Origin of the sequence: Succinimonas sp., assembly GCF_045225735.1 — a bacterium.
Classification (GTDB): Bacteria; Pseudomonadota; Gammaproteobacteria; order Enterobacterales; family Succinivibrionaceae; genus Succinimonas.
Window position 1 is genome coordinate 1 of the sequence record NZ_JBGVBR010000426.1, and the last position, 15,361, is coordinate 15,361.

A 15,361-nucleotide genomic window follows, 5' to 3' on the forward strand; every position below is an offset into this window, starting at 1 on the left:
AAGGGAGATCTGCAGGTTCGTAAACAAGGACAGAGCAACCTCAGTTTACGAAACTGAGTGTATGAGCCGATTCTTTTCGATCTTCGGATTACTTTGATTACGCCCTTGATAATATCTGCCGCGCTGCATTATTGCTGCTGTTCCAAATACCTTTGCTGTCAGCGCAGTTGCAACCACCGATGTTTCTTCGCAGCGCCGCTCTCAGGAATTCCCGTGGCATCGGATAACCCTGAGCTTCCGTCAAAACCATCAATAGCGTCACTAATTATATTTGAATTGCTTTTTCCGGCATCCTGTTCAGTTCTCAGATCCGCAAAAAAAGCCCGGCATTTGCCGGGCTTGTCCTTTGAACTCTAAAAAACTGCCAATGGGGTAAGTTTCTACTCCGCCTCCTGAGTGCGCTTGATAAACAAATCGCACTCCTCTTCGTAATCCCGTTCCTCCTGTTCATGCTCCTTGGCATAGCGCTGCCGGTGCGCTTCCAGATCCTTGTCCAGAGCCGGAATGCTGAGCACCTCAAAAAGATACATCTGCTCCCAGACCCGCACGAGAGGCATGCCGTCCGGGAAACATGCGTTCAGGAAGAATTCCATAATGCCGGGATACCGCTCGCCGTTGAAATCCACCACAATGCAGTCATCAACGATGGAACTGGTAACCTTCTGAAGCCTCCCCTTGTAAACAAAGGAAACCTCCACGAAGCCGGCCCGGAACAGGAACATCAGGTCAAAGAGATCGATGTCAAAAACGTCGAACTCCCCCTGCCGGAACAAGGCGGCCACCAGATTATCCATCAGGAGGAGATCATTTTCATCCGGAGCGGCATAATCCTCCGCAATGCGCTGGGACAGGAAGACCCGGGCTCTCGTGAATAAATCAGCGGCCTTGTCCAGCTCCTTGCTCCTGACTCCCATCTGTCCTACAAAATACAGGGTTTCCGGATAGGGATCGCTGAGAAGAATCTTGCCCTCGTTATCCGCAAAATACTGCGCCAGATCCTTCAGGTATTTGTTGCCCCGGCTGAGATTGCGGGGGACTCCGGTGCCGGTGCGGTACATTACCCCCAGCTGATAGCGCGACCAGGGGCAGGAATTTTTGGCCCCCTCCTCAAAATACGTCACCGCCTGCTTTTCATCCTTGGGAAGGCCGCTCCCGCTGAGAGCCATCATGCCCATATAGTAGCAGCTCCGGTAATCATGCTCCTCATAGGCCCGCTGGAAGATCTGCCGGGCTTTCGCATAATCCTGACTGTTGAAGGCGCCGATGCCCTCGTTTATGAGCTGAGCTTCGTTAGGCTTCCCCTCGCTGATAAGGCAGCTTCCGGCATCATTTTCAGGAGCCGCGGAGGCGGAGCTTTGGGCCGGTTTGCGTCTCCGGGGCTTTTTCTCCTGTCCTTCCTCAGCCGGCTTTCCGGAGCCTTTGGAATCAGCGTCAGTCTTTTTAACCATAAAAACCTCTTTTAGGGCGGCAGGCAGCATATCCCTGTCCCCGAAAACAAATAGACTTCCCGTCTCTCATCCTGCTATTCCCATCCTGCTATTCTCACCCGGTTATTCTTATCAGGTTATCTCATCCTGATATCCCTGTTCCGGCCTTCATCCTGTCATCCCCGGCGGGAATCCGCCGGGCAAATGCTTCCGTCAGGCCTTTTCGGGAAATGCGCTCCGGAACTTTGGAAATGCGGTTCAGAGACGGTTTAATTCTGTATGCTTGACGAAATCATGAATCTGGGTATCGCTGGGCACCAGACCGGTCATGCGGGCGGTAGCCAGGATCTCGTTTTCCAGTTCATCCTTGACCTCGCAGGTGAAACGCACATAGCCTCGCTCCTGGCGATCCAGATGGGCAGTGATCACCAGAGACATCCCCTGAGGGAGATGGCTGTTCCGGGTTACAATCATGCGGGAAATATCCACCAGAATGCCGAATCTGATTTTGCGGTCGGAACGGGACTGATTCAGGGTGCTCCAGACGCTCATGGTCTGAGCCATCACCTCCAGAAGCGCCATTACCGGAAGCTCATGCTCGTCGGTATAGGCCACGCTGTCCCGGGAGCCCACCACCATCCGGCAGACAACCATATCGGCGGTTACATTGTCAACAGTGTCAAGAAGCAGGTTAGGAGTTTTATTCAGAATGCAGTCCTCAACGGACATGGGAAATGTAAACCTTTTCATAAAACCCCCGCGGATTTAACGTGGCGCCAGGCTGCGGCGCGGCTGATGGGATGGCCCGGAAAAAGCCCTGCGTGCTTTATATTACACGCATTTTCAGAAGTCCGCAAATCTGCCGTCCGGATTTTTTGAAGCCTGCCGGAGGTTTTCCGGAAAAGGCGCCTCAGTCTCCCCGAGTCCCGGAATCTCCGTTTTCGGAGGCCGGCGCGGCGGAATACGGGTTCTCCTCCGGGAGCGGTTTATCCCCGGGAATCTCCGGGGCCGGCGCCTCTGTATTATCCCCGGCGGGTTCCGGCTCCCCGGGGGCTGCCGCATCCGGAAGCACCGCCTGGGCTGCCGCAGCCGCCTTAGCTGCCTTGCGCTTCTTGAGAACAGCTCTCAGGCGCCCTCTTCCGGAAGACAGGATAAACATGTTAAGCAGCACCGCGGACACCGCGCCTGCGGTAATGCCGGCAATCATCACCGCGCCGGTCATGCGGAATACCGGAATGCCGGAGCACAGGAAATAGACAAACATGCTCTCGCTTATGAACACGGATACCAGCACCGTAATGCCCGCTCTCCTGTCCCGGTACCGGCCGGCCCGGCGGGAAAACACCGCAAAATCAAAGGTAATGCCGCTAACCAGAAGGATGATCAGAATGGAAAACAATGACAGATTCACGCTGAAGCTGTTCATGGCCAGACCGGCGCAGCCCAGACCGGTGAATACCGGCAGGGTCAGTCCCGCAAAGGAGCTCACCCCCCGGAGCACATAGATAACCGCGGCCAGAATCACGAAGATAATGGTGACGAATATGATGATGTCCGCACTTTGGGGAGCAATGCTGCGGATATAGCTGGAAACCTGATCCCGGGATTCCGCCCAGGCAAACTCCCGGCGGAGATCGTTATAAAAGCCAGGCTGTTCCCGGAACACCACCAGACTGGCCCGGTAAACCCCTTCATCGTTTTCCGGAAAGAAGAGATGCATGGCCGGGGCGGCCGCCATGTCCGCGAGAAGCCCCCGGAGCTGCTCCCCGGGAATCACCGGAAGTTCTCCATGAAGACCGGCCTTGTCACGGAGCTCCCGGGTTCTCTCATAAAGATCCTGGTTTCTTTCCTGGTTCATCAGGGCGACCTTTTCCGAAATCACCATGTCAAAGGGCAGCAGATAGTAACCGATGCGGTTGGCGGCGATCTGACCGTCCAGCCACTCTCTGAGCCGGGTCATTCTGCTGTCCAGCACCTCCGGCGAGCTGGCGGACACCTCATAGCCGGTGAGATCCCGGCCGCTGGCGGTGATGCGGGCCACCTTGTCCGCCGCGCCCTCCCGGGCATAGTTAAAGATAAGGCCGTCCGCCGCCGTCATCAGGCCGTAGGCCGAAACCAGGGCCAGCCCGATCACCAGCGTCAGGGACACCCCCTGAATGGTCAGAAATCTCCGGAGGCCTCCGATGGCACGGTAGATCCGGTAATGGCCGCGGTACCGGGCCGGCGGGAGGTGCACCAGAACGCCGTAGAGAATGCAGAACAGGGAAATAAAGAAAAGCGCGATTACCGCAAGCTCCGAGAAGATCCGGAAGCCGATCTGAGCCATGGTGCCGTAGATCACCAGGGTGATGAGCATGCTGCCCCAGACCCCTCTGATGTGATTTCTTCTGAGCCGCCCCGATTCCCGGGCATTGTTAAAGTTAAGGTAGATGTCAATGCCGGGGATCCAGAACACCAGACTGAAAAACAGCGTCATAATGTGGAGATGGCCCAGAAAGCCCCAGACGGCCATAATGGCCAAACCGTAGGAAAATGTCAGGGAGAGCAGCATTTCCGCAAAGGGACGCAGGCTGCGGTAGAGATAAAACAGCGCCAGAGCCGCCGTGGCCAGCACCGCTAGGAATACATAGATCAAAGTCCGGGAGGTCTCTGTCAGGAAATCGCGGCTCCGCTTGAGATGGTTCACCACAATGACCTTGCCCCCGGCCTCTTCATAGCGAACCTTGATGGCCTCAAGCTCCTCGGCGGCCTGTTTCAGGCTTTCCAGACTGACGTTGTGGTCAATCTCCCCGTAAAAAAGCAGACACTGCTCCCCGCCGCACATGTCGGCATTGCCGGGTCTGAAGCTGAGCCGCCCTTCCGGGGTCAGGTTAAAGGAGGACACCGGGGCGGCATAGTCCAGAAGCAGGGGATCCTCCGCAATAATATGGTTCATCTCCTCCCCGGAAAGGCCGGAGTCCTGAAGCTCCTTAAGCCTCCGGGCAAAGCCCTCGGGAGTGTTGCCGGCCACGCTGCGGTAATAATTAAGCCTTTTGAGATCCTGGGTGAAGCGCTCCTGCTTCTGACTTCCGGACAGCCAGACAATGTCGGGGAGCTTATGAATTGCCGCCTCCAGATCCGCCTGAGCCGCCCGGAGATCCGGCCGGTCCAGGGCAAAAAGCCAGACCCGGAGATCGCTGCCCTCGGTGAACTTCAGGCCCGAGCCCTCGGAATACTTCATGAGATCCTGCGTGGTAAAGTCCAGAGACAGGGCCTGATCCCGGGAGGTGTAGAAATAAACCACCACGGAGCAGAGAACCAGAAGCAGGACAAGGAAAAAAACAGAAAATAAATGCTGAATCTTTTGCATAGGAAACCGGAATTCAAGAATTTAGGGGGCGGATCCGGGCAATCCCGGATCGGGACGGGCGCTTATACCACCCTGAGCACCCCGGAGGAGTAGATCCAGATGTCAGGACTGTCGGGATCGCAGAATTTAAAGTGCAGAGTTTTGGTTTCCGGAGAAATGGCGATATCCAGCTCCACCACGCTGTCCGGAAAAATAGGATGCATGAACCTGACGTTATCCACCGATTTAATGGCGGCATTGGGAGCAAAGTAGATGCGGAGATATTCCTCGGTCCAGAACACCGCTACCATTCCGGGGAGGATGGCCATTTCCGGGAAATGCCCTTCAAACCATGCCAGATCCTTTCCGATATTTAAAATGAGCTTAAGCTCCCGGGAGCTTTTAACAGTTTTCAGAATATCTGGAAATTTTTTCATAGCTATACTTCTATACTGCTTTGCCGCTGCGCTGCTGTCTTATCGCTGCCGCATCTCCGCGACCGCCGGAAAGCTTTTTCCCGGACGGAGCTCAGTCAAACAGCTTTTTCAGCCTCTCGTAATCAGGCCTTCCAAACTCATTATAACTTATTTTTCTGACAAATCTGACCTTGCGGGGCAACAATTCTGAAGGATACCCCCCGGAAGAAAGCTCATTTCGGATCTCGTTCACATAGTCAGCGGCCAGCCCCCGGTTCTCGATATCCGAGCTGGCGGACAGAGCGCAGAGCTCCTCGGATTCCACCGCAATGACAATGTACCGCTCCTTTTCCTTCCAGGGAACATACTCGAACACCGCCACCCGGGAGCCGAAGCCCGCCCGCTCCAGAGTATTCTCCATGTCGTCCAGATTCCATGATTTCCCCCGGCAGGTCACCAGTCTCTTCCGGCGCCCGGTAATGACAAACTCCCGGCCGGTAACGCTGACCACGTATTCCGTGGGGTAGGAACAGCGCTCGCTGTCAAAATACGAGTTGCAGATAAGAACGCCGTCCGCATCCAGGCGATAGACCACGTTGTTCACAAAGCGGAAGGACTTGCCCTGAGAAAGCCTCCTTAAGGCAATCACGCCGTGGGCCAGGGTGCCCAGGCTTTCGATAATGGGACAGTCCATGATGGAGCTTGCGGCGATGTAGTGCATCATTTTTTCAAAAAAGCCGTTCACCAGAGCCAGCTTGCAGTTCGGAAACACGTCTCCGATGTTCAGGCTGTTAAGAAACTCGGGGGAGGTGAAAAGAGCATATTCGGGAATGCCCAGAAGGGAGATCTGGGAATCCTGCCTGAGGGGCCGGTCAAACATGGGGAGATCCAGCATCATGCTCATGAGCAGGCTATGGGAAAAGCCGAAGCCGTGGGTGGGCGGAAAGGTAGATACCGCCACTCCGGCTTCGGCTATTTCGGGAATCTCCCGGATCTGATCCCGGCACTGCTGCTCCATGACGCTCAGAGAGACGGGATACTCCTGCACGGAAACCCCCGTATCGCCCCCGAACAGCGCAAAGCAGATCCCGGAGGTATCCCCGATCTTCCGGGATGACAGGATCTGATCATCCTTTTCCGGAGCGGAAGAAAACGTCAGGGTGGTGGAAATGTCGATGCTGTTGTCGTTGCCGGAAAACCCCCGGAACCGGTCGGTAATAAGGAGGTCATCGTCATTGAGATACTGCCGGAGACAGGGATCGGACACGTTGTCCCCCACGCAGATGATCCGGGAGGAGAGATATATGGACACCAAAAGGGAAACCCGCATGAGATAGAAACGGGAGAGATCCAGCACCATCCGGGCATGAGGACGGGCGGCCGCAATCTCCAGGATTTCCGCCACGTGATGGCGCATCATGCGGCGTTCCATGATGCCGGCATCGGTAAACCCCATCACGTCGTGAGGGTTGCCGGGTCTCAGAAACGGCGCGGTTATGGAAAGAGAGTCTGTGTCCATAAAAGCATCTCAGGGGAACTTGGCGGTAACGGAACGCAGCCGGAGCGCTGTTTTCCGCATAATATCTCAGTCTATACACTAGCACGATCAGCCCCGGTAAGCAAATTTCCGGGAAATCCCGGCCCCTATAGGGTGATTTTGGCGGTGTTATCACGAAAAACGCCGCATTATCGGGTTATACTGAACAAAGTGAGATTTTTTTGCAGAAAGGGTGAGCCTCCGGGCGGATCCCGTTTTAAGCAAGACGCAAAACAAAACGCGGAGACGGCGGCATGCTGGCAGGATTTTTACAGAACGGGAACCTTGCGGAGGTCATTCACGGCCTCACCGAAGATCATCTGGTTCCCCTCTCTTCAGAAGAACCCGGCATCAGACTTACCCCCGGAGCCGCTCAGGCCTTCCGGGAACTTCAGGATCTGGCCCGGCGGGACGGCCTGAATCTCAGAGCCGCCTCGGGCTTCCGGAGCTTTGAGAGGCAGAGCAGGATCTTTGCCGGCAAAATGGACGGATCCCGGCCGGTTCTGGATCGAAACGAACAGCCTCTGGACATCCGGGGCATGGATCCCGAGGAGCTTATCCGAGCCATTCTGGTGTTCAGCGCGGTTCCGGGGCTGTCCCGGCATCATTTCGGCACCGACATTGACGTCTATGATCCGGATCTGGTGCCGGAGGGCGGCTCTCTGGAACTCACCAATCTGGAATACCGGGAGGGGCCGCAGGCTCCCCTGTCCCGCTGGCTGGAGGAGCACATGAGGGAATGCGCCTTCTTCCGGCCCTACCTTGAGGACACCCCCTGGTCAGCCGGAGAGCTCTGGCATATCAGCTACGCTCCCGATGCGGATGTCCTTGCCGCAGCGCTTGCCCCGGAGGAGAGTCTGGCCTTTATCAGGGATTCCGCCCTGCCCGGGAAGGAAATCCTGGCCGGAATCGTCGCCGCCGAATTTGCGGAAAGGTTCCGCATTTTCTCTCCGGGGGCCAGCCGGAGTTTTCAGGTGAAAAGCCGGTAACAGAGACGGAAAGAAAAAAGTCAGGCAGAAAGGAAAAAGTCAGACAGAGAATAAAGACAAACCAGAGCAACAACACAGAATTGAAAAGCTCCTGCATTTGCGCCGGCCTGAAAACAGAGCTGCAGGAGCCCTTAAGCAGCGATTGCTTAACTAAAAGAATATATCAGAGGAATGGTGTGCCAAGAGTGGCATTTACAGGAGCTGTATATGGACAATTTAGAAAATTCACCAAGCGAACTTGTGGCGTTTGTAGCCTGTAACGGTCATGCCGCCGCCTCGGCGGGATTTGCCGCGTGCAAATCCTGCGCCGAGGCGGTTCAGACCGGTTTCAGACGCGGCGACTGCAAAAGCGGCTGCGTCGGCGTCGGATCGTGTGTTTCCGCGTGCAGCAAAGGAGCTCTTAAGCTCCAGGACGGGCGCATTACTGTAGACCGGGATTTGTGCAACGGCTGCGGCGACTGCGCCGCTGCCGGTGTCTGTCCGCAGCATCTGATAAAGATGATCCCCCGCAAGGCCACGAACTTTATTCCCTGCTCATCCTCCGAAGAGGACGAGGAGACCGTGCGCAATACCTGCGGCTATGGCTGCATTGCCTGCGGCGAATGCGAAAGAGCCTGCCCGGTGGGCGCGGTTCACATCGTGAACAATCATGCCGTTATTGATTACTCAAAGTGCGTCGGCTGCACGGCCTGCATGGTCAAGTGCAAAAAGAAGATCATTCAGGACACCCTCCATGACCTCGCCAAATTAAAGGACAAGGTCGCCTTTGTGCGCTGCAGCGGCGGCAGCAGGGCTCAGGCCGCTTACAAGGAACTGGGGGTTAAGGACTGCCATGAAGCCATGAAGGTGGATCCCAAAGAGCATAATCTCTGCTACACCAGCTGCTGCGGCCTCGGTTCCTGCACCCAGGTCTGCCGCTTCGGCGCCATCAGCGTGGTGGACGGCACCGCCTATGTGGATCCGGAAAAGTGCGTCGGCTGCCGGGACTGCGTCCGGGAATGCCCCAAAAAGATTATCAGCATCGTCCCGTACAAGGGGATCAAGCAGGTGCCCTGCTCCAGCACCGCAGACTACTATGACAAGACTCAGGTCTGCGATTCCGGCTGCACTGCCTGCCGGGACTGCGCTGACAACTGCCCTAACGGCGCGATTTACATGAAGGAAATGCATGCGGAGATAGATCCCAATGCCTGCGTAAACTGCAAGGTTTGCCAGTATGTGTGCGGCAGAAATGTGATCAGGGAAATGAAGGTGTCTGCCGCGGCGGAGCTTCAGAGAGCCGCCCTTGAACGCGTTCAGGCGAAAACCGGAGAGGAGAATTAAATCATGATTAACCGCAAGATTAAAACCATGGATGGCAATACGGCCGCCGCGCATGTGGCCTATGCCTTTTCTGAGGTGTCCGCCATCTACCCTATCACTCCCTCCTCCCCCATGGCGGAGAGCATGGATGAATGGGTGTCCCAGGGCAGACTGAACATTTTCGGGGAAAAGGTCAAGATCGTGGAAATGGAATCCGAGGCCGGAGCGGCCGGCGCCGTGCACGGTTCGGTGACTGCCGGTTCCTATACCACCACCTTCACCGCCTCCCAGGGACTTCTGCTCATGATCCCGAACATGTACAAGCTGGCCGGCGAACAGGCTCCGGTGGTGTTCCATGTTGCGGCCAGAGCTCTGGCGTCCCACGCCCTGTCGATCTTCGGAGATCATTCCGACGTCATGGCCTGCCGGCAGACCGGCTTTGCCATGCTCTGCTCCGGCAATGTGCAGCAGGTCATGGATCTCTCGGCAGTGGCCCATCTGGCCACCATCGCCGGCAAGGTGCCCATGATGCACTTCTTTGACGGCTTCAGAACCTCCCATGAGTATCAGAAGATCCACGTCTGGGATTACGACACCCTGAAGTCCATGGTGGATTATGACAAGGTGAAGGCCTTCAAGGACAGCGCCCTGAACCCGAATCATCCGCACTGCATGGGCAGCGCCGAACAGCCGGAGACCTTCTTCCAGCACCGGGAGGCCTCAAACAGCGCCTACCTGTCCACGGTGGATACGATAGTGAGCTACATGGACAAGATCAACGAGGCCATCGGCACTGATTACAAGCCGTTCAATTACTACGGCGCTCCGGATGCCGAAGAGATCATCATCGCCATGGGTTCCGTCTGCGATGCCGCCGAGGAGGTGGTGGATTACCTCAATTCCAGGGGCAAAAAGACCGGCATTGTGGAGGTGCATCTCTACCGCCCGTTCTCCGCGAAGCATCTCGTTTCCGTGATTCCCGACACGGTGAAGAAGATTGCCGTTCTGGATCGCACCAAGGAGCCGGGTTCCATCGGGGAGCCGCTGCTTCTGGACGTGATTGCCGCCCTGAAGGGTACCAAGATGGATAAGGCACTGGTGGTAGGCGGACGCTACGGTCTGGGTTCCAAGGACGTGCAGCCCGGGGATATTCTGGCCGTGTACGAGAACCTCTGGAGCGATGCTCCCAAAAAGGAATTCACCCTGTCCATCAACGATGACGTCACCCATCTCTCCATCGCCGGATCCCAGAATCCCGATGTCTCCCCCGCCGGCACTCATGCCTGCAAATTCTGGGGGCTGGGAGCTGACGGCACCGTGGGCGCCAATAAGAACAGCGTCAAGATCATCGGCGATCATACCGACAAGTATGTGCAGGCATATTTCCAGTATGACTCCAAGAAATCCGGCGGCGTGACCATTTCCCACCTGCGCTTCGGCGACAATCCCATTAAGTCTTCCTACTATGTCAAGCAGGCTAACTTTGTGGCCTGCCACAACAGCTCCTACCTGCGCAAGTATGACATGGTGGAGGACGTCAAGCCCGGCGGGTACTTCCTGCTTAACTGCGCCTGGAACGACGAGGAGTTGGATAAGTACCTTCCCGGAAAGGTCAAGCGCTACATCGCCTGCAATGACGTTAAGTTCTACACCTGCGATGCGGTATCCATCGCCAAGAGAATCGGCCTGGGTGCCAGACGCACCAACACCGTGCTGCAGGCGGCCTTCTTCAAGCTGGCAGCCATTATTCCCATTGACGATGCCGTGGCCTACATGAAGGATGCCATCCAGCATACCTACGCCAAGAAGGGCCAGAACATTGTGGATATGAACAATGCCGCGGTGGACGAGGGTGTTAAGAGCGTGCATCAGGTAACCATTCCGGAAGCCTGGAAGACCGCTCCTGATGACGATCCTTTGCCCAGACTTGCGGGCCGGGATCAGACCCATACCGATTATCTCAACGACATTATGGTGCCCACCAACAGACTGGACGGCGACCATATTCCGGTATCCAAGTTCCTGGCTACGGTTAACGGCATGATCCCCTCCGGCACCGCCGCCTTTGAAAAGCGCGACATCGCCGCAGATCTTCCGGTATGGAACCCCCGGAACTGCATGCAGTGCAACTGGTGCTCTCTGGTCTGCCCGCACGGCGCCATCCGGCCGTTTGTGATTTCCGCGGAAGAAGCGGCCCAATATCCGGAAGCCGTGCCTCTTAAGGGCTCTCCCGACAAGTACTTCATCATGGCGGTATCCGTCAAGGACTGCACCGGCTGCGGCTCCTGCGCCAGCGCCTGCCCGGCCCATAACAAGGCCCTGACCATGACGGTTTCCACCGAGGATGCGGTTGAAAAGCGGCAGAAGATGTATGACGCCCTGTTCGCCGGCAAGAAGCTGGTCAAGGATATCAGCAACAAGGACATCGACATTAAGAATTCCCAGTTCCGCCAGCCCTTGCTGGAATTCTCGGGCGCCTGCCCCGGCTGCGGCGAATCTCCATACGCCAAGCTGGTTACGCAGCTCTTCGGTTCCAGAATGTTCATTGCCAACGCCACCGGCTGTTCTTCCATCTGGGGCTGCAGCGCTCCCTCCACCCCCTACACCGTTGATGAAAACGGCCGGGGCCCGGCCTGGGCTAACTCCCTCTTCGAGGACAATGCGGAATTCGGCATGGGCATGCTGGTTTCGGTAAACGCCCGGAGACAGGAGCTCAGGACTGCCGCCTCTTCTCTCAAGGGAGATCTGGAGATTCTGGGCAAACAGTGGGCAGAACACATGGACGACGCGGAGCTTTCCGAAGCTTACGGAAAAGAGCTGGCCCTGAAGTGCCAGGCTGCTCCGGCTGACGATGAAGCCGCCCGGTTTATCGTCAATAACGCCGATCTTCTGGGGAAGCCCTCCATGTGGATCTTCGGCGGCGACGGCTGGGCCTACGACATCGGCTACGGCGGCCTCGATCATGTGCTGGCCTCCGGAGAGAACGTCAATGTTCTGGTATTTGACACCGAGGTTTACTCCAACACCGGCGGTCAGGCCTCCAAGGCTACCCAGATCGGCGCCATCGCCAAGTTTGCCGCCTCCGGCAAGATGGTCAAGAAGAAGGATCTGGCTCAGATGGCCATGGCCTACGGCTCCGTTTACGTGGCCCAGATCGCCATGGGCGCCAATCCGGCTCAGACCCTCAGGGCCCTGAAGGAGGCTGAAGCGTACAACGGTCCTTCCCTCATCATTGCTTATGCGCCCTGCATCAACCACGGCGTGAAGGCCGGCATGAACAATGCCATGCTGGAAATGCAGCATGCGGTAAGATCCGGCTACTGGCATCTCTTAAGATACAACCCGGATCTGGCGGCCCAGGGAAAGAATCCGCTGGCTATAGACAGTCTCAAACCTACCGAGGATTATCAGAAGTTCCTGATGGGCGAGGTGCGTTATAACTCACTCAAGCTCAAGTTCCCCGACAAGGCCGAGGAAGCTTTCAAGGCTTCCGAAAAGGCGGCCATGGATCGGTATGAAACTCTGATTAATCGCAAGAACAGCATGGAGCCCAGAAAATGATCAACTTTACCAGGAAAAGAACTGAGATGCCTGAACAGAGCGTGGCTCAGCGTCGTTCCAGCTTTGCCGAGTCCCAGACCGGCTACACCGAGGATATGGCCATCTGCGAGGCGATGCGCTGCCTCAAGTGCCGCGAGCATCCGTGCATGACCAAGGGGTGCCCGGTGCACAACCACATCCCGGCGTTTATCGACTGCATTTGCGAAGGCCGTTTTGAGGATGCCTATCAGATCCTGAGCAAGACCACCTGCCTTCCGGCGGTGTGCGGCCGGGTCTGCCCTCAGGAGCAGCAGTGCGAAGGGAACTGCGTCCGGGGGATTAAGGGCGAAAGCGTCAGCATCGGCGCTCTGGAGCGTTTTGTGGCCGACTGGCACCGCAATCACGTCATTGCCACCGCGGCCGCTGAAACGCCCCGGATCGGCAAGAAGGTTGCCGTGGTGGGGGCCGGCCCTGCCGGTATCGCCGCCGCCGGCGATCTCGCCGCTTTGGGCTATGACGTTACGGTATTCGAAAAGACGGACGTTTTAGGAGGCGTGCTCACCTACGGCATTCCCGAGTTCCGGCTCCCGAAGGAAATCGTCAAGGACGAAATCCGGAAGCTTGAGGAAAGGAAGGTCACCTTTGAACTGGGCAAGGCTCTGGGGAAGGACTTCACCTTAGACGATCTTCAGGGAGCCATGGGCTTCAGCGCCGTGTTCCTCGGCGTGGGCACCGGCGTTGCCCTGAACATGAACGTCTCCGGCGAGGATCTCTCCGGCTGCTATCTGGCGCAGGACTTCCTGAATGCCATAAACCTGAAGCAGGACACCGCTGACAAGTTCCCCCGGTATCACACCATTGCCATTGTCGGCGGCGGCAACGTAGCTATGGACGCCTGCCGCAGCGCGGTGAGAACCGGAGCCGATCGGGTGGTTATCGTCTATCGCCGCACCGAAGCCGAAATGCCGGCCTATGACGCGGAAATCAAGGAGGCAAAGGAGGAAGGCGTGGAATTTGTCTTCCTGACCAAGCCTGTGGAAATTCTCGGTCAGGACGGCAAGGTTACCGGGCTTAAGTGCCTCAATACCAAACTGGACGAGAATCACAGGGCTGTGGATGTCCCCGGCACCGAGCATACCATGGATGCCGACTGCGTGATTATGGCTATCGGCAACGGCGCTGACAGGGATCTCATGCAGAAGTGCGGGCTTAAGTGCGATGGCAAGGGACGGCTGGAAGTGGATCCCGAAACTCTGGAAACCTCCAGACCCGGAGTCTACGCCGGCGGCGATGCCGTAACGGGGCCTCTTACCGTCATCAGCGCCATGGGAGCCGGCCGCAAGGCAGCCGTGGCCATCCATAAAAAGCTCAGCGGGAATTGACGCATGGCGCTGAGGCGCCTTTGCGGTTAAAACGCGGTTAATCCGCAAACCGAGGTAACGGGAGATCGAGGTCTCCCGTTTTTTATTGTGAAGGGGCTTTTCCGGCCGTCAGGGAGGATGTTCTTTACCTTCCTGATCCCCCTGTTTACCCCCATCCCCCTGCCGACTTGCGAAAACCGGCCCCGAAAGCATTTTTCTGCCCCTTGAAGGCACACGGACACAAGGTCCGGGAATTCCCGCAATATGAAGGCCATATCATGCTAATACGGGCCTTTTTCGGACGCCGGGGAGGCTTAAAAGCTTCTGTTATTGCTCGCTCATGGGGATATTAAGGCAGGGAAAGATGATTCTGCACCTCTGGCAAAATCAGCCGGCAGCAGGGAAAAATATGGAGCGGCGCATTTGAGAGCCTATTTCCGGAACCAGCAGACCTTCCGGAGGAGTTCTTCCTCTCCGGCGCTCTTTCCGGAGCTCACCCGGGTATTATCTCCGTCCAGCGTAATCCGGGAAATGTCCCCGTCTCCCCGGAAGACCAGCACCTCGTCCTGCGGGCCTTTTTTCTGATAAAAGACGTCCTCCTGACAGTCCGGCCGGGCCAGGGGATTGCACTGCCAGGGCATTTCCGTGTAGCTGTCCAGAAGGAGATAGCTGATGATGGCGGAAAGAGAATCATGCCCCACGCTGTTCCGAAAAACCTTCCGCCCCAGGGAGCTCCCGATGATCAGGAGCGGCACCCGGCCCAGAGCCCGCTCCCCGTACTCCATCTGCTCGTCCAGAGTCAAAGAGAGCATCACCCGATGATCCGCCACGATCACCACCATGCCATGATCAAAATAACGGATGGATTCCAGCCGGGCTATGAGATCCCGGAGCTCCTTGTCCGTGTACTTCAGGGTGCCCTGGTAGGATCCGGTATGAGTCAGGGGCATCAGAAAGGGAGCGTGGGTGGTGGCGGTGAGCGCCATGGTGAAAAACGGCGGCATCCCGGGCTTCCAGCGGGACACTCTCTGGAAGAGATTGTCAAAAAGATCCCGATCCGGCACCGCATTGAAGGTCAGCCGCTCGGAAATATCGTAGTGGGGATCCTTGCCGTCGCTGAACTCCTGAAAGCCGGCCTTCCGGAGGAGCTCATCCGCATGAAAAACGTTCCTGGCGGAATACATCACCGCGGTGTGATAGCCGTGATCATGAAGCACTTTGGGGAGAGCCCGGTCAAAAAATACCGGATCCGTAAGAGAGCGCCAGCCGTTGATATAGGGCTGCCCCGTCAGCATGGCGAAATTCGAGGGATCCGAAGCAAAGCCGTTGGAGTAATAATTGGTGAAGCTGACATTGTTCCGGGCCAGGCGATCCAGCTCCGGCATGCTGTCAAAAAAGCCCCCGAAAAACTTGCTCTGATACGAGCTGAAGGATTCCAGATCGATGAGAATGAGATTTTTG

Annotated in this window: 10 protein-coding genes; 4 read left to right on the plus strand and 6 right to left on the minus strand. The window is 56.8% G+C overall.

Annotated features, from left to right (window positions below; translation table 11 throughout):
* Positions 1–380 precede the first annotated feature (380 nt).
* From ACJROR_RS14855 to ACJROR_RS14875, 5 genes are all read right to left on the minus strand, one after another.
* The gene (locus ACJROR_RS14855; RefSeq protein ID WP_406041948.1) at positions 381–1,448 is read right to left on the minus strand and encodes a tetratricopeptide repeat protein; all 1,068 of its coding nucleotides are present in this window, start codon (positions 1,446–1,448) and stop codon (positions 381–383) included.
* A 237-nt stretch (positions 1,449–1,685) separates the two neighbouring features.
* Positions 1,686–2,177 carry a hypothetical protein gene (locus ACJROR_RS14860; protein ID WP_406041950.1) on the minus strand — a complete coding sequence of 164 codons (492 nt, stop codon included), beginning with the start codon at positions 2,175–2,177 and terminating at the stop codon, positions 1,686–1,688.
* 160 nt (positions 2,178–2,337) lie between these two features.
* Positions 2,338–4,776 (minus strand): hypothetical protein, encoded by a 2,439-nt coding sequence (locus ACJROR_RS14865; protein WP_406547776.1) that lies wholly within the window; start codon positions 4,774–4,776, stop codon positions 2,338–2,340.
* A 62-nt stretch (positions 4,777–4,838) separates the two neighbouring features.
* On the minus strand, positions 4,839–5,192 hold the full coding sequence (locus tag ACJROR_RS14870) for a fatty acid degradation enzyme (RefSeq protein WP_406041954.1): 354 nt from the start codon (positions 5,190–5,192) through the stop codon (positions 4,839–4,841).
* Between the two features lie 91 nt (positions 5,193–5,283).
* Positions 5,284–6,690 (minus strand): hypothetical protein, encoded by a 1,407-nt coding sequence (locus ACJROR_RS14875; RefSeq protein WP_406547777.1) that lies wholly within the window; start codon positions 6,688–6,690, stop codon positions 5,284–5,286.
* Between the two features lie 272 nt (positions 6,691–6,962).
* Between ACJROR_RS14875 and ACJROR_RS14880 the strand changes: the two genes are divergently transcribed.
* The 4 genes from ACJROR_RS14880 to ACJROR_RS14895 all read left to right on the plus strand — a co-directional run bounded on the left by ACJROR_RS14880 (position 6,963) and on the right by ACJROR_RS14895 (position 13,921).
* Positions 6,963–7,697 (plus strand): M15 family metallopeptidase, encoded by a 735-nt coding sequence (locus tag ACJROR_RS14880; RefSeq protein WP_406547778.1) that lies wholly within the window; start codon positions 6,963–6,965, stop codon positions 7,695–7,697.
* A gap of 207 nt (positions 7,698–7,904) precedes the next feature.
* Entirely contained in the window at positions 7,905–9,020 is a 1,116-nt protein-coding gene (locus ACJROR_RS14885; RefSeq protein ID WP_406547779.1) for a 4Fe-4S binding protein, read from the plus strand.
* Positions 9,021–9,026: 6 nt separating this feature from the next.
* Positions 9,027–12,560: a pyruvate:ferredoxin (flavodoxin) oxidoreductase gene (nifJ, locus tag ACJROR_RS14890; protein ID WP_406547782.1), complete on the plus strand. Its 3,534-nt coding sequence runs from the start codon at positions 9,027–9,029 to the stop codon at positions 12,558–12,560.
* Between the two features lie 26 nt (positions 12,561–12,586).
* Entirely contained in the window at positions 12,587–13,921 is a 1,335-nt protein-coding gene (locus tag ACJROR_RS14895) for an NAD(P)-dependent oxidoreductase (RefSeq protein ID WP_406547780.1), read from the plus strand.
* A 410-nt stretch (positions 13,922–14,331) separates the two neighbouring features.
* Here the strand turns inward: ACJROR_RS14895 and ACJROR_RS14900 are convergent.
* The coding region (locus tag ACJROR_RS14900; RefSeq protein ID WP_406547781.1) for an LTA synthase family protein at positions 14,332–15,361 on the minus strand (1,030 nt) is incomplete at its 5' end.